Origin of the sequence: Pseudoalteromonas neustonica (assembly GCF_001653135.1) — a bacterium.
GTDB classification, from domain to species: Bacteria; Pseudomonadota; Gammaproteobacteria; order Enterobacterales; family Alteromonadaceae; genus Pseudoalteromonas; species Pseudoalteromonas neustonica.
The window spans coordinates 96,713-113,735 of sequence record NZ_BDDS01000007.1; the positions used below are offsets into that span (position 1 = coordinate 96,713).

General features: G+C 39.7%; 19 protein-coding genes and 1 pseudogene. 8 read left to right on the forward strand and 12 right to left on the reverse strand.

The features are described 5' to 3' along the window. The first annotated feature begins 143 nt into the window (after window positions 1–143). Window positions 144–533: a hypothetical protein gene (locus tag A7967_RS12080; RefSeq protein WP_054204559.1), complete on the forward strand. Its 390-nt coding sequence runs from the start codon at window positions 144–146 to the stop codon at window positions 531–533. Next, window positions 534–948 (forward strand): annotated as a pseudogene (locus tag A7967_RS12085) (YbaK/EbsC family protein). It begins immediately after the preceding gene. Here A7967_RS12085 and A7967_RS12090 read toward each other — a convergent pair. Beyond that, window positions 915–2,057: an MFS transporter gene (locus A7967_RS12090; protein ID WP_054204511.1), complete on the reverse strand. Its 1,143-nt coding sequence runs from the start codon at window positions 2,055–2,057 to the stop codon at window positions 915–917. The pseudogene A7967_RS12085 and the gene A7967_RS12090 sit on opposite strands and share 34 nt — an antisense overlap. 207 nt (window positions 2,058–2,264) lie before the next feature. On the opposite strand from A7967_RS12090, the gene A7967_RS12095 reads away from it, so the two are divergent. From A7967_RS12095 to A7967_RS12110, 4 genes are all read left to right on the forward strand, one after another. Then, window positions 2,265–2,804 (forward strand): DUF2058 domain-containing protein, encoded by a 540-nt coding sequence (locus A7967_RS12095; protein WP_054204510.1) that lies wholly within the window; start codon window positions 2,265–2,267, stop codon window positions 2,802–2,804. 137 nt (window positions 2,805–2,941) lie between these two features. After that, the gene (locus A7967_RS12100; RefSeq protein ID WP_054204509.1) at window positions 2,942–3,265 is read left to right on the forward strand and encodes a c-type cytochrome; all 324 of its coding nucleotides are present in this window, start codon (window positions 2,942–2,944) and stop codon (window positions 3,263–3,265) included. A gap of 156 nt (window positions 3,266–3,421) precedes the next feature. Beyond that, complete coding sequence (locus A7967_RS12105; protein WP_054204508.1) at window positions 3,422–4,189, forward strand: class II aldolase/adducin family protein; 768 nt, start codon at window positions 3,422–3,424, stop codon at window positions 4,187–4,189. Between the two features lie 27 nt (window positions 4,190–4,216). Further along, the gene (locus tag A7967_RS12110) at window positions 4,217–5,392 is read left to right on the forward strand and encodes a mandelate racemase/muconate lactonizing enzyme family protein (protein WP_054204507.1); all 1,176 of its coding nucleotides are present in this window, start codon (window positions 4,217–4,219) and stop codon (window positions 5,390–5,392) included. A gap of 50 nt (window positions 5,393–5,442) precedes the next feature. Here the strand turns inward: A7967_RS12110 and A7967_RS12115 are convergent, their stop codons facing one another. The 9 genes from A7967_RS12115 to zapB all read right to left on the reverse strand — a co-directional run bounded on the left by A7967_RS12115 (window position 5,443) and on the right by zapB (window position 12,837). Continuing rightward, window positions 5,443–5,835 (reverse strand): hypothetical protein, encoded by a 393-nt coding sequence (locus A7967_RS12115; RefSeq protein WP_054204506.1) that lies wholly within the window; start codon window positions 5,833–5,835, stop codon window positions 5,443–5,445. A gap of 33 nt (window positions 5,836–5,868) precedes the next feature. Beyond that, window positions 5,869–7,428: a S41 family peptidase gene (locus tag A7967_RS12120; protein ID WP_054204505.1), complete on the reverse strand. Its 1,560-nt coding sequence runs from the start codon at window positions 7,426–7,428 to the stop codon at window positions 5,869–5,871. A gap of 50 nt (window positions 7,429–7,478) precedes the next feature. Then, window positions 7,479–8,321 carry an amidohydrolase family protein gene (locus A7967_RS12125; RefSeq protein ID WP_054204504.1) on the reverse strand — a complete coding sequence of 281 codons (843 nt, stop codon included), beginning with the start codon at window positions 8,319–8,321 and terminating at the stop codon, window positions 7,479–7,481. Continuing rightward, on the reverse strand, window positions 8,318–9,046 hold the full coding sequence (locus A7967_RS12130) for an SDR family NAD(P)-dependent oxidoreductase (RefSeq protein ID WP_054204503.1): 729 nt from the start codon (window positions 9,044–9,046) through the stop codon (window positions 8,318–8,320). The genes A7967_RS12125 and A7967_RS12130 overlap by 4 nt, the downstream gene beginning before the upstream one ends. 9 nt (window positions 9,047–9,055) lie before the next feature. Beyond that, window positions 9,056–9,544, reverse strand: coding sequence for an FKBP-type peptidyl-prolyl cis-trans isomerase (locus A7967_RS12135; RefSeq protein WP_054204502.1), 489 nt, complete (start codon window positions 9,542–9,544; stop codon window positions 9,056–9,058). Window positions 9,545–9,615: 71 nt separating this feature from the next. Continuing rightward, a complete protein-coding gene (locus A7967_RS12140; protein WP_054204501.1) occupies window positions 9,616–11,151 on the reverse strand; it encodes a transglycosylase SLT domain-containing protein in 1,536 nt (511 codons plus the stop codon). 54 nt (window positions 11,152–11,205) lie between these two features. After that, window positions 11,206–12,225 carry an MBL fold metallo-hydrolase gene (locus A7967_RS12145; protein ID WP_054204500.1) on the reverse strand — a complete coding sequence of 340 codons (1,020 nt, stop codon included), beginning with the start codon at window positions 12,223–12,225 and terminating at the stop codon, window positions 11,206–11,208. An 82-nt stretch (window positions 12,226–12,307) separates the two neighbouring features. Continuing rightward, entirely contained in the window at window positions 12,308–12,607 is a 300-nt protein-coding gene (locus A7967_RS12150) for a cell division protein ZapA (protein ID WP_054204499.1), read from the reverse strand. Next, complete coding sequence (gene zapB / locus A7967_RS12155) at window positions 12,607–12,837, reverse strand: cell division protein ZapB (protein WP_054204498.1); 231 nt, start codon at window positions 12,835–12,837, stop codon at window positions 12,607–12,609. The genes A7967_RS12150 and zapB overlap by 1 nt, the downstream gene beginning before the upstream one ends. A gap of 218 nt (window positions 12,838–13,055) precedes the next feature. Between zapB and A7967_RS12160 the strand changes: the two genes are divergently transcribed. Beyond that, window positions 13,056–13,895, forward strand: coding sequence for a 23S rRNA (adenine(2030)-N(6))-methyltransferase RlmJ (locus tag A7967_RS12160; RefSeq protein WP_054204497.1), 840 nt, complete (start codon window positions 13,056–13,058; stop codon window positions 13,893–13,895). A gap of 49 nt (window positions 13,896–13,944) precedes the next feature. Here A7967_RS12160 and A7967_RS12165 read toward each other — a convergent pair whose 3' ends face one another. Together A7967_RS12165 and A7967_RS12170 are read right to left on the reverse strand one after the other, a co-directional pair. Continuing rightward, the gene (locus A7967_RS12165; protein ID WP_054204496.1) at window positions 13,945–14,763 is read right to left on the reverse strand and encodes an META domain-containing protein; all 819 of its coding nucleotides are present in this window, start codon (window positions 14,761–14,763) and stop codon (window positions 13,945–13,947) included. A gap of 129 nt (window positions 14,764–14,892) precedes the next feature. Further along, on the reverse strand, window positions 14,893–15,459 hold the full coding sequence (locus A7967_RS12170; protein WP_054204495.1) for a PhnA domain-containing protein: 567 nt from the start codon (window positions 15,457–15,459) through the stop codon (window positions 14,893–14,895). 264 nt (window positions 15,460–15,723) lie between these two features. Between A7967_RS12170 and A7967_RS12175 the strand changes: the two genes are divergently transcribed. Further along, on the forward strand, window positions 15,724–16,998 hold the full coding sequence (locus tag A7967_RS12175) for an EAL and HDOD domain-containing protein (protein ID WP_054204558.1): 1,275 nt from the start codon (window positions 15,724–15,726) through the stop codon (window positions 16,996–16,998). Window positions 16,999–17,023 lie beyond the last annotated feature (25 nt).

The following is a 17,023-nucleotide window of genomic DNA, read 5'->3' on the forward strand; positions in this document are numbered from 1 at the left end:
CTTGATGTTCCCTTTCAAGCGGGACGAACTTTAATGAGATTTATCAATTTGGTCAAGTTTTTTTTATATATTTGGTGAATTTTCACGTAAAGAGTGATTTTTTGATAGACTACCTGCAACTAGGTAATAAAAATGATTTCGTTATGAAGATATGCATATGGATATTAGTTGTTTTATTAAGTGGTTGTGCGAATCAAAGTGATGACCAACTTTTTGAGATTATTAGCAAGCAGTTATATACCAAATTAGATGAGCAAGAGAGTAAAGTCTTTGCTTATATAGTAACCGTTGAAGCAAAAACGCGTAAAAATGTGAAATTAGATAGGCCGCTTACACGCCGTGAGTTTAAAGATTTTGCTAATCAAGAATACTTTGAAGAATCCAATAGTTTAAAACTCAAGCTAGAAGATCAAGCAGTGCAATTATTAAAACAAGAATTAAATAAAAAAGAATATTGCGAGAATAATAAATATGAAATAGAAAAGGTGTCATGGCGAGATCTCAGCGTACGACTAACAGGACGTTGTTTATAAATGTTGGCTGATAAAACTAAATTAGCGGCGTTTTTAGCGCATTTAGATATTCATTATGATGCGATTGAACATCCAGCGTTACATGGCAGCCTCATCGCAGATGAGTTAATGATTGAGCGTCCTGGAACACACCCTAGCTAAGTATCAGGGCTTATCGAGATTAGGGTTTGCTTCTGATGAGCGTTTAGCACGTTATTTAAAAGTCGCACCTGGCTGTGTCTCAATGTTAGCGTTAATGAACGACAAGCAAAATAATGTAACGTTATGGCTTGATCAAGATATTTGGTTTGGTGATCTATTTCATTGTCATCCCTTTAATAATACGCAAACGTGGCTATTAAAAAAAATGGATCTAGATACTTTTTTTACAGCGACAGGGCATCAGCCTAAAGTGGTTTTTTTGCCAGCGAGATAACCTGAACTCACTAACGCTAATCCACATAGGCAGACGAACAGTAGTGATACTATAAACGCGATATGACCAAACTGTTGATAAACCATGCCTGGTACAAAAGAGCCAAGGGCCCCTCCACTGTAATAAAACGATACATATGCGCCGTTAGTAACACTTGCTGGCGCACTGCTTATTTTATTAACCAACGGCGCAGCAGTTGAATGAATAATAAACATTGCACCGCAAAACCCAGTAAAAGCCAATAAAAATACAGCCAGTTGAGAACTCATTAATGCCACTAATGTCACGCTATACAAGGTGAATATTGCGCATAGTAAATACCACGGAGAATGACTTTTTCTTAATAACCACGGCGTAGCTATAGAAGCTAGCGCACCAATTAAATATCCGCTATAAACTAAGCCAATATCACGCGTGTTGGTGATTAAAAAGGTATCTTGCAGAATAAACGGCAAGTAATTAAGCAGTGCGGCAAAGCAAAAAAACATACAAAATACTGCACCATACAATTTTAATACCGCAGCATCTGCTAGCTGTTTTATATAACTTAATGGCGAAAGTGGATTGCTAACTAATTGCGCTTGATTGCGCGGAATGCATAATGCTAAACCCGTCAGACCCGCAGCGATGATAAAATAGAAACTTTGCCATGCCCATAGATCTGCAAAAACTGCTGCTAATACACGGCCAAAGTAACCGCCGGCAATAGTGCTACCTATATAAAGAGTCATATTTCTTTGTAGGTTATCGGCTTGATAGCGACTGCCTATGTAAGTGGTCATTGCCGTTAATGCGGCCGGTAAGGTCAAACCTTGCAAAAAACGTAACAGCAGTAATAATTCAAAGCTGGGAGCGTATGCAAAAGCGATGCAGGTAAGCGCTAGCACTAACATTGCATAGCGCAAAATTGTTAGAGGGTTACGTTTAGCAAGGAGTAGGCCGTATATTAGCGGCGCAATGGCCAGTGGGATCATAGTGGCAGTCATTAAGCTGCCTGCAATTGCGGGGCTAACAGCAAATTGATCCGCGAATAGACTCAATAATGGCTGCGGGGCATAGAGCACAAAAAAGATAAGCAGTGAGCAAATTAATAAATGACTTAAACGCATTTGTTGCTCCGACTATAAAAATTGTAGCTTAACCTGATTGATATTAAATTCAATTAAGTTAAGTGTTTTTTCTTTAAAATCATCATTCATTGCGCTAAGTCAGGTTATCAATTACTACACTTTGCTAGATTAATGGTCATAACACTATGATTTATGCGCATTGAAGATTAAAATAATCTTAATATCAGTTTTTAATGGAACAAAGCTATGGGTTCATTACAAGACCAATTGCTACAAGCAGGATTAACTACATCACATAAAGCGAAAGTTGCAAAAAGTGAAAAACGTAAGCAACAGAAAAAGCCAAAAAAAGGGGCGACTAGTAACCCTAGTGATCTGCAAAAGCATATTCAGCAAACAAAATTAGAACAGCAAAAAAAAGCAGAAGAGCTAAATCAAGCTCGTCAAGGTGAGTTAAAGCAGCGCGGAGAAGTTGCTCGCGTTAAGCAAATATTAGAGCACCATAATCAAGATACGATTCGTGGCGAACGTACTTTTAATTTTACTTACGAAAATAAAGTAAAAGAGCTGGACGTAAACGAAAAGACTCAAAAAGCACTATCCGGTGGGCGTCTAGCTATTTGTGTTTTAGAAGGGCAATTTTTTGTATTGGAAGATGAGCCTGCTCGTAAAGTCGCTGAAGTCGATGAAAAGTATATTGTTTTCCATGTTGAACCTGAAGATAAAGGGAAAGATGTAGATGATCCATATGCTGACTTTGAAGTCCCAGATGACCTTGTTTGGTAATTAAAAGACTTGTTATTTTTGACAATGTTATGTGATCTTTTGCGTGTATAAATTACGTACAAAGTTAGCATGACATTGAGCATAGTCTACAATTAAGTGAATAGATTTATAAACCGTCATAAAGAAGAGAAAATACAATGAGCAAGATAAAAAAATTACTCTTAGGAGCTGGCCTTGCAATGGCAGCAAGTGTTTCATTTTCATCAATGGCTGCTGATGGTGCAGCGCTTTATACAGCTAAAAACTGTCAAACATGTCACGGCGCTGAAGGTAAATCACCGATCATGGCAATGTACCCTAAGCTAAATGGTCAAAATAAAGAGTATCTACTCGCGCAAATGAAAGATATTAAATCTGGTGCTCGTGCAAATGGTATGAGCATAGCAATGAAAGCAATGGTTGCAACTGTAACTGATGAAGAGCTAGCGGCGATTGCTGACTATTTATCAAAAGTAAAATAATACTTTCTAAGCTAACTACTTTTTAAGTTATTTTATAAATAGCCACGCCATTTTGGTGTGGCTGTTTTGTTTTAAAAGAGATTGATCATCCTCCCGCACTACTTTAGACTTCTATCCATCTACTTCGTGTTTTTCACGTTTGAATAAGGTATTAAAATGTTTGAATTACCTCAACTTGATTTAAAGAATAAAGTTTCTGCCCAAGAGTGGCAGTTACGTGTTGATTTAGCTGCCTGCTATAGGTTAGTTGAACACTTTCGTTGGGGTGATTTGATTTACACGCATTTATCAGCGCGCTTGCCGGGGACGGACTATTATTTAGTAAATGCGTTTGGTTTAACGTTTGATGAAGTGACGGCGTCTAACTTAGTAAAAGTAGATTTAGACGGCAATATTTTGGATGATACGCCGTTTGCAATCAATCCTGCAGGTTTTACTATCCATAGCGCTATTCATGAAGTTCGCGATGATGCGCATTGTGTTATTCACTTACACACAAAAGAAACGATTGCAGTCGCAACTCAAAAAAATGGTTTATTGCCTTTGAGCCAGTATTCAATGTTTTCATTACCATCGTTGTCCTATCATGGTTATGAAGGCTTAGCGGTCAATAATGACGAGAAAAAGCGCTTACAAGATGATTTAGGCGATACCAACCATATGTTATTGGTTAATCATGGTGGCTTAACTGTTGGTCCAACAGTCGGTGATGCTTTTATGCGTTTTTACGATTTACAGCGTGCGTGTGAAATACAGCTTGCATTACAAGCGAGCGGCCAAGCAGTTACACCTGTGCCACAAGTCATAATCGATAATATTTATAATCAAGCGAATGTTGTACACAGTGGTAGCACTGGTGGGCAACTTGCTTGGCCTGCGATGTTACGCAAGGCCTATCGTCTTGATCCTAGTTTTGCAAAATAACCTAAGTTTGGTTAATAAGGAATTTTCATGAAAGTTAATCGCGTTGAAGTATTCGATATCCATTGCCCAGATAGACCTGCATGGACGCCAGTATTCGTTCGTATTCATACTGATGAAGGTATTAGTGGTGTTGGAGAGGCTGGCCTTGCTTATGACTTAGGTCACAGTGCGGCGGCGGCCATGATCAAAGAGATGGCAGATGCCTTCTTAATTGGTCATGACCCATTTCAAACCGAAAAGTTATGGTCGCGTATGCTGCGTGAAAGCTTTTGGGGTTTAGGTGGTGGGCCAGTGGTGTATGCAGCGATGAGCGCGATTGATACAGCCTTATGGGACATTAAAGGAAAAGCGTTAGGTTTACCTGTGTACCAGTTATTAGGCGGCAAAGTAAACGATAAGCTGCGTACTTATGCATCGCAGTTACAGTTCGATTGGGATACAGAATTTAAAGCGTTAGTACATCCACAAGAGTACGCAGAAGCGGCATTAAAAGCCGTGGCACAAGGGTATGACGCAGTAAAAGTTGACCCTATCCAATATGATAAAGATGGTAATACGTATTACGACCGTACCAATATCATTTCACGCGCTGAAATGAAGCTGTACCGTGCGCGTATGCAAGCAATTCGTGAAGCGGTAGGCGATGAAGTCGACATCATTTTTGAATGCCACAGCTTACCGGGTGTAACCTCGGCAATTCAAATTGGTGAAATTGCCAAAGAATTTGATTGTATGTTTTATGAAGAGCCGGTTAACTACTTAAATCATTCTTTACACGCAAAAGTAGCTGATAAAGTGGCAGTACCTATTGCTGGTGGCGAGCGTTTATATAACCGTTGGGGTGTGCGTCCATATTTAGAAGATCAGAGCATTAATGTACTTCAGCCGGATATTGGTTTATGTGGTGGTTTTACTGAAACTAAAAAAGTATGTGACTATGCTGATATCTTTGATGTGCGCATTCAAGCTCACGTATGTGGTGGCCCTGTGGCAACTGCTGCGTCGTTACATTTAGAAACGGCGATTCCAAATTTCTTGATTCATGAGCATCATACGTATGCAATTAAAAAGTGGAATCGTGAATTATGCTTACAAGATCCACAGCCTAAAAATGGTTTCTTTGAAGTATCTGAAGAGCCTGGTATTGGTATTGAGCTAAATGATGAGATTGTAATGCGTTCACAGCGTGTTGAAATTAAATAAGCTGTTCTTTACATGATTTGAAGAAAAAGCCCGTTCGGGCTTTTTTATGTTTAACCTGAGTGAAAACCATTCACTTTGCATTGTACTTTGGGTAAAGGTTCAGTTGCTTTGCTATCAAGGTGGCGCAAAAAGCATGTGTTATTTTTGATCAGCAACTCAAATCGATCGGGCATGTTAAGTTGCTTCCCCATAATTGGGTTACCCATCCCATCGCTTTTATTTACATTATCAACAACCATTACACTTTGCTGCATAAATACATCATCCGCCACGGCGATAGGATTACTGCGCATTAGCCTTGCCATACCTTGCGCTATTAGCTCACTTTGTGGCTTTATTAATAGTGCGTGCTGTAGTTTGGGCGTGGGTTTATCTGCATAAAAAGCACAACCGGCAAGTAGAAATATAGATAAAGCTGGTAATAGTCGTTTATTAAATAGCATTACTTAACCTCTTTAATACCCTCAATTAGCGACCTAATTTGAGGGTAAAACCTTATTGGTTTCAATTAATGTGGTAGCACGATTATCAAATACGTCAGGTGTATCGCTAACGCTTGATGGTGCAAAGCCTTGTATACTGGCAGTTGAGGTAGCGACAGGGCAGCTACCATTACTTCGATAGCTTAAAGCTGTTTTAAGTAAGGCTTCATTTGGATCGCCTAGTTGGTAACTAAAGTCATCAGCCACTGCACAGCCCGCTATGCGCACAGGTAAGCGCTCATTATCTACTGTATTTTGCGGAGCAAAACCATCTGAATATTCACCAAACCCTTTATTATTTTCTCCTGTAAATTGAATACTGAAATAGGTTGTATCGCAGTTATCGGTAGGATAAAAACCGTAAGGTTTACCGCAAGTACCTGAACCAATTTGAATTACTTCTATATCAGCTCCTTGTAAGCCATTAATAATCGCTTCACTGGCTGAGCAAGTGCTACTGGTAGTTAATACATAAACCCGTTTTAAATTAAGACTCGGTAAAGGCGTGCCGGGACTTACCGCTGGATTCTCAGCAAAGCCGATAAACTCGTCAATAAACATAACGGGTGCTAAAGGCTTAGCAGTAACAGGGTTTATAGTTGGGTGTTTGTCGTTAAAAATAGTGCGTTCAAATATTTTGTTATTTGTATTGGCGGCTCCAGCGATCATGTAGCCTATTTGGCTCGCCATTTGTAGAAAGCCCCCCCCGTTGTAACGCATATCAATGATGAGATCAGTTACGTTACTTGCTTTTAGAGAATTAAAAGCATCAAAAAGTGGCTTTTCTGCAATCGCGTTGTGGCTATTAAATTGAAAATAACCCACCGAGTCATTTTCAAAGGTTTTTACATTAGTGACTGGTTGCGATGCAATGCTTTGTGAGATTAGCGTTACTTCACGCGTTTGTTGATTATTGATATCTTTGAACAAAAAAGTGGTGCTCACACCAGTTTGTTTTGGATATAAACCAGCATTAAGAGTATCTACGTCAGCTTGGCTGGTCGCGTTAATAAAATCGACACCATTGACTTCTAAAATTTCAAACCCTCGGCGAAGATTTTGATTACTGGCGGGAGAGTTCGCTTCAGTATAGCTGATCAGGCCTTTTCGAGGGGCACTTGAGCTAAATAGCTTCACTTTAAAGCCATAACCAAACGTGATACCTGATTGACTTTGTGCTTCCCACTCGGCGGTAGAAAGGCTGGAATGAAAGTTATCTTTGTTGGCACCAGAGTCAGTTTTTTGTTCTGTTTTTAATAAGGAGAAATAGTCACTCACACTTGCTGTTAGTGCAGGATCTCGGTCTATTATTTCGTCATACCATAGGTAAGTTTCGTTACTCCATGAGCGAAGAAAATGCTTTTGATTCAATGCTTGGCATTGTTTATCAAAATTACCTGATGGCTGAAAGACACCTTGAGTCCAGCTAATTGTGTTACCAGTACTGCCGTCACTATCGGTCATGGTACTGCCACCACCGCAACCAGTCAGTACGGCCAAAAAAGTAACGTTAAAAAGGCCTAGTATAAGTTTGTTTTTAGATGAAGTAGTCATAAAAGCGTTCTGTTTTTATACAACAATAAGCTGAATATAGCGGTTTTTAATTAAAGTTGATAGCAGTGACGCGCGTTTTTATAGCTTAATTGTTGCCATAAGCTGTGGGTTTTGCAAAGCGTAAAATGACTTAACCAGCGCTGTTGATAGCTTGAATTGATTTGGCATACGGGAAAATTACTAGCAAACATCACGCGCTGTTGACCAAAGCATTGAAGAATAAAGTCAAAACACGCTTGTTGCTGAGCTTGCAGTATAGCTGTAAATAGCTCAAAGCCTGAGAATTTAATCGTGCAGTTGGGTATGTGAGCGAGTCGACGAATTCCCTCTTGCCATAGAGAGAGGTTATTCGGCAAACCAGCATGGTTTATGACTACGTGCAAGTTTGGGAGTTGTTGGCAGTACTTAATTAATTGCTCGGTGATAGCTAAGTTTTCAACATTAAACTGTGCTTCAAACATTAGTTGGCAATCATTCAAAAGCGTTAAATTATCAAGGCAATTAGGGTGAGTTAACCGAGTTGCATCCGCACCTTCGGTTATGTCTCTAATCCCCACCAAACTTGAATGTGATAAAGCGTTTATCGCATTATTAAAGTCCTCAGGTGGACTATCAATGCAAGCAAAACCTACTGCTTTATAGTTTTCCCCGTGCAGATGCTGCGCCAGCCAGTTTAGCTCATTAATTGGGTTTTTATTATCAAACCCTGCTTCAATATGCACCAGCCCTATGATTTCAAATGGACTCGTTTGTTGTAGTTGTGCAGCATTAATAGGGCGTTTAATAGTCTCTAAATTTGGCCAAGAGGGCGGATTACTTCCTTGTAGCCACTCATATTGCCCATCTAGCAAATTAAAAAAATGCACGTGAGGGTCAATAATACGTTCGCTCATTGTGCGGTATAACCGCCATCGATAGTTTGTAAGCTGCCAGTAATAAAACAGGCCTCATCGCTGGCTAAAAAATTGACTAACGCGGCGACTTCATCTGCTCGACCCAGCCTACCTAGCGGTTGCAAAGCACCTTCTTCGGCAACTATGCTGGCTTTATCTGCGCCACTGCGAGCACAGTAAGCATCAATCGCATTATGAAATAAGGGGGTTTCAATGGTGCCGGGGCATACAGCATTAGCACGAATATTAAACTGGGCGTAATCAAGCGCGGTTGTTTTTGCCATTGACGCTAACGCATGTTTGGTGAGGTTATACGCAAACGAGTTTGTTTTAGCTATGATGGCTTGATCTGAGGCAATTAAAATAATCGCCCCATTTTTTTGCGTTTTCATACTTGGTAATACGCTTTGAATTGCTGCGTACGCACCTTTTACATTAAGCGCAAACAAACTGTCGAAGGTTGCTTCATCCGTGTTTTCAATGGTTGCACTTAAATGGCGGCCAGCATTAGATACCAATATATCAATGTGCTTAGTTGTGCTAGCAATGTCAGTAATAACGCTTTTAACCGTATTTACATTACTGACATCACAGCGGTGCCAAGTACCTAAATCTGAATGTTCGAGATCAAGGTTGTGAACCTGATAACCATTTTTTATAAAACGTGCAACAATAGCTTGGCCTATGCCTTTACTACCGCCTGTAACGATTGCAACCTTTGACATAGAATTTCCCTAGTGGTTGTGACCACAACCGCCTTCGCTGTGAACGTGACCGTGTGATACTTCTTCACTTGTAGCTTCACGTACGCTTAATACTTGCACATCAAAAGTCAGTGTTTTACCAGCAAAAGGGTGGTTTAAATCACAGTCAGCATTAAAACGACCTACTTTAACAATCGTTACTTGATGACGACCTTGGTTAGAGCTAACCATTGCAGTCATGCCAGCTTTCCACACTTTGGTGTCACCTTGGAGGTGCTTAAGTGGAATACGTTGGATTAGATCATCAACACGCTCACCATAAGATTCGCTTGGCTCAAGAGTAACACTGAAGCTATCACCAGCGGCTTTGCCTTCAAGGGCTGTTTCTAAACCTGGAAGCATGCCTTCAAGGCCATGAATGTATGTTAATGGTTCATTGCCAGTGCTTGTTTCTATTTGTTCACCGGCTTCACTTAATGTGTAGTGAAACTCAACCGCTGAGTTTTTGCTGATTTGCATGCCAATCTCTTTAATATTTACTGAATGAAACGCTAATTTTACGCTAAATACGGATGATGTGAAACTGCTGGTTAGTGTGGTTGTTTTAAGGTTTTCTCTAATCCTAACAATAAGCCATCATTTTGTAATTGGGAGATCGGCTTTATTGCTTGTGGCAAGTGTAATACGAGCGTTATACCCGGTTTTAAGATGCTAGAGGCACTGAGTTTATTCCACTGTGCGAGGTCTTTATGCGAGACATCATAAAGTTGACTGATATCCCAAATTGTATCCCCAGGCTTGACTTGGTAATTAACAGTAATGGTTGCAGTGGCTACTTGGGTATCATCTAAATAAGGACTGATTTTATAGTCAATTGTCAGTGAGCCTGGCATTGTTTTTGGCTGTCCTGTGAGTAGGCGTTCGCCAATACCAATGAGGTTGGTCTTTTTATTATTTAACATTTTTAGCTTTTTAACGGGCATATCAAACTTTTTAGCGATGCCGTATAAGGTATCGTTTTTCTTAACAAAGTACTCCCCAGTAAAGTTACTCTTGAAGAACTGACTGCTTAGCAATGCTTGCTGTTGCAAGGGAAGGAGTAATGTATGAGGCCCATTTGGTGAACTTTGATTTTTTAAATAACCAGGGTTGAGTTTATGCAATTGGCTGCGCCCTACACCTGATAGATTAGCAATAACAGAAAAATCAAACTGTTGACCTACATTAAACTCAGTAGTTTGGGCTTTATTCTTAAGCTTAGGGCGTATTAAGCCTAGCTTAGGGTTTTGCACTAAATAGCTTAATGCTAAGAGCTTAGGTACGTAATCTGACGTTTCTTTAGGGAGTTTGAGAGACCAATAGTCGGTGCTTTTACCACGTTTTTTATTATTAGCAATTGCGCGTTGTACTCGACCTTCGCCACTATTATAAGCCGCGAGTGCATGCATCCAGTTACCATCAAAACGTTTATATAAATATTCTAAATACGCCAGAGCAGCATCTGTTGAAGCCAGTACATCTTGACGGCCGTCATACCATTGATCTGACTTAATACCAAAATGATGCGCAGTGGCTGCGACTAACTGCCATACCCCAACAGCTTGAGCAGAGGAACTGATCGTTGGGCGAAAGTCACTCTCAACAAAAGGTAATAATGCCAGTTCCATCGGCAGCTTACGTTGTTCTACTTTATTGACGATATGGTACAAGTAAGGAGCAGCTCGCTCGTTCACTATTTGTAGATATTTAGGTTGGCGGGTATACCATTTAATCCGTTTATTGAGTGCCCTATTTAGATAGATTTTAATATGTAAGTTGTCAGCAATATGCTGCCATAAATCAGGGCTTGCGGATCGTGAGTGTGACTTTTCAATTGTAGGTTTATACGGACTCGGTACTGTGTGATTTTTTTTATTGGGTTGCAGTAGTTCAGTCGATATAGTGGTCGTAGGCGGTGTTGCTTGTGCGTTCGTGCTTACCGCAATAGCGTTTTTTGTTGACGGCTTAAAGTGGTTAAAAATAACGGGGGCTTGTTCTATATCAGGCGCTGCAGGTTGCAGCTTTGTAGACTGACAGCCGCTGAGTAATATTGCTATTACGAAAATGAAAAAATAATTCCTGCGCATAAACACCACCGAATCAATATCCCTTTATAAGCTTAGCACAACCTTGTGTAGGGTCTATTTTGACTGTTTCGCGCGCTTAAGTCCAGCTTGTAGAAATAAAGGGTAAGCTTTATAGGCAGTTGTATCAATTTGATAATCTTTAGCAAATTCAGCAGGGAAGCTTTGCTGTAATGTTGTAAGTTCCACATTGGGATTGGTTGATACATGCATAATAATTTGTTGTAAAAACCTGTATGGCTGACTTAAATCAGTTGCTTTTAAGGGCGCTCCATGGCCCGGTAAAATTATTTTTATCTGTTTGTTATTGCTAAATTGTTTAAGTAGTTCTGCCCATTCAACTAAGTTGCCGTGTCCAGGGTAAGGCAGCCAATCTACAATGTCTCCCCCTAGTAAGATGGTTCCTTGTTCTGCTAGTAATGTCAGATCTCCATTTGTATGTGCTTGATGGGCGTGCAGCGTTATAGGGTAGTCACCTAAATTGAGTGTGAGAGAATCAGAGACTTGCATTGCATTTGGCTGCAAATTAAATTTTCGCCAGCGAAGTAGACGCTGTTTGGCTAATTCTAATTTCTTTCTCCATTGTGGCTGTAAAAAAGCTGGTTGTTCAGCTAATCGTTGATAACTAAGCTCAATACTTTGCTCGTAACTATCAAGTTTATCTTCAAAGGCACGTTGAAAATTTGCAAACTCGCGGGCAATCTGTTTATGAACAATGAGTTTGGCGTTTGGGTAACTGTGTTGCAAAATGGCCATACCTAATAAGTGATCATCATGAAAATGGCTCGCAACTAAATAGCAAAGAGGGGTCGTCAAAGTTGACTTTAGTTTTACAATTGTAGCTTCAACGGCTGCAAAATTGCCGCTGGCATCAAACATTAAAGCGCACTCTTTACCTTGGATTAATACTTGGTTGGAATCATAAAAGCGTAGCTTTGGTTGCTGTTGTAAAAATTGAATGTTTGGGCTGATTGTTTGCCACGTTACGGCACTATAGGCGAAAGGTGCTAAGCTGATTAGTAACCCAACAATTAGCAGTTTAAATGTAGTTATTAGTTTGAAAGGACTACTTAGCATGGGTCATATCGATCAATAAAATAGGTCGCTTACAGTAGCTTATTTTATTGGTAATAACAAAAAAAGCGCTAAGTAGCGCTTTTTATTTGGCTGATGAGCTACCTAAGTATGCACTTAGTTTATCAACAAGCTGATCGTGCTGTTGTAGTTCTGCACTTTGCTGTGCTTTTGCTTCAAGCAGTTCGTGACTAATGTTCAAAGCAGCCATTAATAAAGCTTTTTGATCATTGCGAACCGTTGAGCGTTGCTTCATTTGCTCGACTAAATCATTAAGATGTTTAGCGGCAGCAATTAGAGCGTCTTCTTGTCCTACAGGGCAAGCAAATTGCTGCTCTTTACCAAGCAACTCAACGGTGACTCGCTGGTTTTGCAGCTCAGACATTAGTTTGCCTGTTGAGCGCTTTGTAGTTTCTCAAGTAGGCCTGTTAACGTTGTGCTGGTATCTTTTTGTTTTTCTTCGCTTTCAAGTGCTTCAAGTTGAAGAATTTCATTTTCATCAATCAGCTGACTGTTTTTATCTTTAAGTTCATTCACTTCTGTTTGAAGTTGTGAATTTTGGCTAATTAATTGGTCGATCAGTTGTTCTAATTGAGAAAGGGTCTCGTTATTCATAAATGCGCTCATAAAACTGTGATTATTGTCATGCAAATGTAAAGCAAAATTGCTTTATATGCCAGTATTTACGTGTGTTTTAGCTGATTTTTATTCGTCGTTAAGGGATAATTCAGCTAACGGGCTATTTCATTCAGAATTGGTTCACGCTCAGTTGCCAAATGCATAATGTTTATGGTTCACTGGTTTTATAAATAAGCTTATAGCGAAATTAAATTATGCTCAGTTACAGACACTCATTTCATGCGGGTAATCCGGCCGATGTTGTTAAACATTTGGTACTTGCTCAGGTATTAAGTTACCAAACTCTTAAAGATAAACCGTTGGATTATATTGATACGCATTCTGGCGCCGGTTTTTTTGAATTGGCTGGGGCAGATGCCCAAAAGACCCAAGAATACCTCGATGGTATCGCCAAGCTCTATCAACATACGAGTGAACATCAAGAGTTAAATGATTATATTGATCTGATTAAGTCGTTTAATGAAAGTGAGGCGTTAGCGTTTTATCCAGGGTCACCAAAAATTGCAGAGCACTTTTTACGTCGCCAAGACAAAGGTTGGTTCTTTGAGTTGCATCCACGAGACTTGGCATTATTACAAGAAAATATGAGCGGCAAGCGCTCTATACGTGTCCGTGGTGAAAACGGCTTTACAGGCCTAGTCGGGTTATTGCCGCCAGCATCTCGTAGGGCATGTGTATTAATTGATCCACCTTATGAAATTAAAGATGATTACGACACCGTTGTAAAAACATTAACGAAGGCTTATCAGCGTTTTTCTACTGGCACTTATATGATTTGGTATCCAGTTGTAGATAGAGAGCGTATTGAGCGCATGGAAGAGGGCTTAATTGCATCAGGTATGCGTAATATTCAATTATTTGAATTAGCCACAGAAGAAGATACCGAGGTTCATGGCATGACAGCCTCAGGTATGATCGTAATTAACCCACCGTGGAAGTTAAAACAAACAATGGATAATGTATTACCTGAGCTAGTTAGCTTATTGAGTGATTCATCAGGTTTTTATCGCAGCGAACAATTAGTCGAAGAATAAAAGTAAACGCCCAGCATAACTGGGCGTTTAATACTCAGAGAAATCAAAATTAATTAAAATACATGGCTTTAAACGTTGCAAGTTGTTTGCCTTGCAGATCTTTTAAAATCAGTGATTCGCCATTAATATCCCATAGAGCTGTGTTCTCTAGTACTGCCGACATTGCACTTTCTTGTTCCATGCTTTTAAAGCACATCATTTTAGTGCTGGCTTGCGGGCCAAATGTGAGTGATTGCTGGTTGACTTGATAACTGCCAGTAAAGTTATTACATCCTAAAAAGCCATGGCTTTTGTTATCTTTACTAAATTGTATAAACGGCTCTCTGGTTTCAACAGTTACAGGCTTACCATTTAAGGTAATGGCTTTAAAGTAGGTGTTAACTAAACTTACATCGGGTTGTTGTGCGGCAACTTTAGAAACTGTAATGGTAAGAGGTTCACTCTGTTGCGAGTGTGAAAACGGGTTATTATGTGTTGTGCTTACATAAAGTAAATTATCTTGATTAACGATACGTGCGCTAACACTGTAGCGGCTGCGTTCGTTTAATATGCTTGCGTCGTAGGGGAGTGTCACTGTGTATGGCGGCGCACCAGCAATATCAATAGTTTGTTGACTGATAATATCGGCAGCTACATCCATTTTCGACACATCGGCTAAAGTTACCGTTAATTGTGAGCCGGGACGCAGCATGCTGCGATCAAGATAGGTTACTTGTGTTGTTAGCATTGCGACAGTTTCATTTTTAATTGCATGGCTTGCGTTTGTAGCCTGCTGATTTACACAACCAGACAGAATTAACGTGCTGCAAGCTAATATACTAATGTTGGTAATTGATTTTAAAACAGATCGAGGTTTATGTAACAGCATGACTTATTCCTTGAAATAAATTAAGTCAGTAGATAGTGGTTACAGTGTAGTTATTTGCTACTTAATCGCAGCTTAATTTTAAGTATAAAAAGCGCTATTTAGCGCTTTTACTGGATATATGAATAATACTTACTTTTTAACAAATTTAGTTAAAATAACAATTCGTTGACCGTCAACGCGACCTTCAATGTGCTCAGGGTTGCTGGTTAAACCGATATTACGAACTGCTGTTCCACGCTTTGCAGTTAAGCTGCTGCCTTTCACGTCTAAGTCTTTAATTAGCGTGACAGTATCGCCCGCTTGTAATATTACGCCATTACTATCTACATGTTTGATGTCATCGTCTTCAGCAAGTGCTACTTTGGCCCATGCTAACGTATCTTCTTCAAGATAAATCATATCTAACGCATCTTGTGCCCAGCCATTATCAGCAGCTAAACGAGATAGCATTCTATAAGCCACTACTTGGACTGCTGGCACTTGGCTCCACATACTATCGTTTAGACAATGCCAATGTGTTGGAGTGATATCGATATTACTTTCAACTTGGTCTTTACATGTCTGGCAGGTATAAATGCACTTGTCTGAATGGGTTTCTGTAACAGGTGGCACTTCGTATACAGATAAGTTGTCAGTTGCAGAGCACAACTCACATTGGTTACTGCTACGTTCTACTAAGGCTTGTTCAATGCTCATGTCATTAGCTCTTGTGATTTTTTACAAAAAAGTATGGCGCTATTATACCCAACCTCAGCCCTGATGAGAACATATCCATGATAAATGTATGGTTATAGTGCACGGTGTTTTTGTTGTGGGTACGAAAGTTGAGGAATCTGAAATTTCGTACCCACAGCATTGTGTTTAGTTAATGCAAGCTTGCAAAAGTTCACTATACTAAGTCAATACAAAAAGAACAATTTAGCTGGCATGAGTCGCTATAAATTATTAGCAGGAAATAATATGCCGAATACACAAATTACAGCGAACGTACCAAATATGGTCACTCAATATATAGCACGACAGCCAATATTTAATACTGATAAGAGTATTTTTGCTTATGAGTTATTGTACCGAGATTCAAGCGATAATTTTTTCCCTGTAGGGACGACCGACGGACAAGCAACAGGTCGCTTATTTTTTAATGCATTGATGTTGATTGGTATAGATAAATTAACAGCTAACCAGTGTGCATTTATCAATCTTTCAACGGATGCTTTGTTAGATGATTTTCCTAAACTATTACAGCCAAAAAGCGCTGTAATAGAAATTGTTGAAAGAGCTGGCAATATAGAGCAAGTTACTAAAAGGGTACGTTCACTGAAGCAAGATGGTTATGTGTTTGCATTAGATGATTATGACGGTGATGCAAAATGGGAGCCCTTATTAGAGCTGGTAGATTTTATAAAGCTAGAAGTTGAAAACCCAATAATTAAAACGAATATTCAACTTAAAAAGCTTAAAAGACGCTTTCCCGATGTAAAAATTATTGTGGAAAGAATCGAAACTCACGAAGAGTTTACGACTTTAAAAGATGCAGGCTGTGACTACTTTCAAGGCTTCTTTTTTGCGCGACCAGAGATGCTCACTTACCACAATGTTGAGCCTTCAAAACTAGCGGTGTTTGATCTTTTACGGTGTACATCGCGACCGGATATTGATTTTGATGAAGTACATCAAAGAGTTGCCAAAGATGTTGGTTTAACTGCACGTATTCTTAAGCTAGTTAATGCGCGCTCGGGTAACCAAAATTTAGAGATTACTTCTATCTCTCAAGCGGTTATTTATTTAGGCGAAGATTCAATCCGCCAATTCGTAAGGGTGTTAGCACTTAGCGAATTAGGGGTAGATAAACCCAGCGAGCTAACTAAGCTTGGTTTAACACGAGCCCATTTTATGCTGCTGATGCTTGAGCCTGGCGGTAAGGAAATGTCAGAGCGAGGTTACTTAGTTGGCCTGATGTCTGTACTTGACGCTATTTTAAACATGGAATTAGGCGCAATAGCAAAAGAGTTTTGTCTAGGTGATGATTTGTCTAGTGCGTTATTGTGTTTTAACGGCATGTTAGGTGTGACTTTACAATTAACTCGCGCTGTAGAAGAAGATAACTGGCTATTGGCAACCAAGTTATTAGAAACCATTAGACCAGCTTCAGAAATTGACATTGTATACAAGGCTATGTTTGTAGCCCGTGAATACGGTGATGAAGTTTTAGCCTCAATTATTGAACAAGCATAATGCCTTGGGTATGATGCGTTATTAC

Coding starts and splice junctions, on each gene's coding strand:
- A7967_RS12115 (WP_054204506.1), bottom strand. CDS start 5,835: ATGCTATTTAATAAACGACTATTACCAGCTTTATCTATATTTCTACTT.
- A7967_RS12150 (WP_054204499.1), bottom strand. CDS start 12,607: ATGTCTGAGCTGCAAAACCAGCGAGTCACCGTTGAGTTGCTTGGTAAA.
- A7967_RS12120 (WP_054204505.1), bottom strand. CDS start 7,428: ATGACTACTTCATCTAAAAACAAACTTATACTAGGCCTTTTTAACGTT.
- A7967_RS12145 (WP_054204500.1), bottom strand. CDS start 12,225: ATGCTAAGTAGTCCTTTCAAACTAATAACTACATTTAAACTGCTAATT.
- A7967_RS12170 (WP_054204495.1), bottom strand. CDS start 15,459: ATGAGCATTGAACAAGCCTTAGTAGAACGTAGCAGTAACCAATGTGAG.
- zapB (WP_054204498.1), bottom strand. CDS start 12,837: ATGAATAACGAGACCCTTTCTCAATTAGAACAACTGATCGACCAATTA.
- A7967_RS12130 (WP_054204503.1), bottom strand. CDS start 9,046: ATGTCAAAGGTTGCAATCGTTACAGGCGGTAGTAAAGGCATAGGCCAA.
- A7967_RS12090 (WP_054204511.1), bottom strand. CDS start 2,057: ATGCGTTTAAGTCATTTATTAATTTGCTCACTGCTTATCTTTTTTGTG.
- A7967_RS12175 (WP_054204558.1), top strand. CDS start 15,724: ATGCCGAATACACAAATTACAGCGAACGTACCAAATATGGTCACTCAA.
- A7967_RS12110 (WP_054204507.1), top strand. CDS start 4,217: ATGAAAGTTAATCGCGTTGAAGTATTCGATATCCATTGCCCAGATAGA.
- A7967_RS12100 (WP_054204509.1), top strand. CDS start 2,942: ATGAGCAAGATAAAAAAATTACTCTTAGGAGCTGGCCTTGCAATGGCA.
- A7967_RS12125 (WP_054204504.1), bottom strand. CDS start 8,321: ATGAGCGAACGTATTATTGACCCTCACGTGCATTTTTTTAATTTGCTA.
- A7967_RS12140 (WP_054204501.1), bottom strand. CDS start 11,151: ATGCGCAGGAATTATTTTTTCATTTTCGTAATAGCAATATTACTCAGC.
- A7967_RS12095 (WP_054204510.1), top strand. CDS start 2,265: ATGGGTTCATTACAAGACCAATTGCTACAAGCAGGATTAACTACATCA.
- A7967_RS12165 (WP_054204496.1), bottom strand. CDS start 14,763: ATGCTGTTACATAAACCTCGATCTGTTTTAAAATCAATTACCAACATT.
- A7967_RS12105 (WP_054204508.1), top strand. CDS start 3,422: ATGTTTGAATTACCTCAACTTGATTTAAAGAATAAAGTTTCTGCCCAA.
- A7967_RS12080 (WP_054204559.1), top strand. CDS start 144: ATGAAGATATGCATATGGATATTAGTTGTTTTATTAAGTGGTTGTGCG.
- A7967_RS12135 (WP_054204502.1), bottom strand. CDS start 9,544: ATGCAAATCAGCAAAAACTCAGCGGTTGAGTTTCACTACACATTAAGT.
- A7967_RS12160 (WP_054204497.1), top strand. CDS start 13,056: ATGCTCAGTTACAGACACTCATTTCATGCGGGTAATCCGGCCGATGTT.